The 805-nt window shown below is 68.3% G+C and carries 1 protein-coding gene; it reads right to left on the bottom strand.

Going from position 1 to position 805, the window contains the following annotated elements; genetic code table 11:
- The coding region (locus H5J29_RS34135; RefSeq protein ID WP_446686512.1) for an enoyl-CoA hydratase-related protein at nucleotides 1–805 on the bottom strand (805 nt) is incomplete at its 5' end.

The raw sequence follows: 805 nt of genomic DNA, 5'->3' as shown, positions 1-805 counted from the left end.
TCAGTGGGTGCGGTAGCTGCCGAAGTCGGGCTGCCGCTTCTCGTTGAAGGCGGTGATGCCCTCCTTGGCCTCGTCCGTCTCGCCGAAGAGCTTGAGCGTGGTGTAGGCGAGGTTGCCGATGCTGATCAGGTGCTCGGTGTCGGTGTTGAAGGACTGCTTGAGCACCTTGAGCGCGGTGGGGGAGTAGGTGTTCATGGTGTCGGCCCACTCGCGGACGGCGCTCTTGAGCTCCGCGGCGGGGACGACCTTGTTGACCAGGCCCCACTCCAGGGCCTCCTGGGCGGAGAGCCGGCGCAGCATGAACCAGATCTCGCGGGCGCGCTTCTCCCCGATGACGCGGGCGAGGTAGCCGGAGCCGAGTCCGGCGTCGAACGAGCCGACCTTGGGCCCGTTCTGGCCGAACGTGGCGGTGTCGGCGGCGATGGTCAGGTCGGCGAGGACGTGGAGCACGTGGCCGCCGCCGATGGCGATGCCGTTGACCGCGGCGACGACGGGCTTGGGCACGTCGCGGATGACCCGGTGCAGCGACTCGACCTCGAACAGGCCGGACTCCGAGGGACCGTAGTCGCCGGACTCCATGCGCTGTTTCTGGTCGCCGCCGGAGCAGAACGCCTTCTCGCCGGCGCCGGTGAGGGCGATGACGCCGACCTCGTCGTCCGCCCAGGCGAACTTGAAGGCGAGGACGAGCTCGTCCACCGTGCGCGCGCGGAAGGCGTTGTACCGGTCGGGCCGGTTGATGGTGATCCACGCGAGGCCGTTGTCGACCTCGTAGGTGATGTCGGTGAACTCCTCGGGCTTCATGCTG

This window comes from Pseudonocardia pini (assembly GCF_013870575.1).
Classification (GTDB): Bacteria; Actinomycetota; Actinomycetes; order Mycobacteriales; family Pseudonocardiaceae; genus Pseudonocardia; species Pseudonocardia pini.
This window is presented reverse-complemented; position numbering and strand designations above follow the sequence as displayed.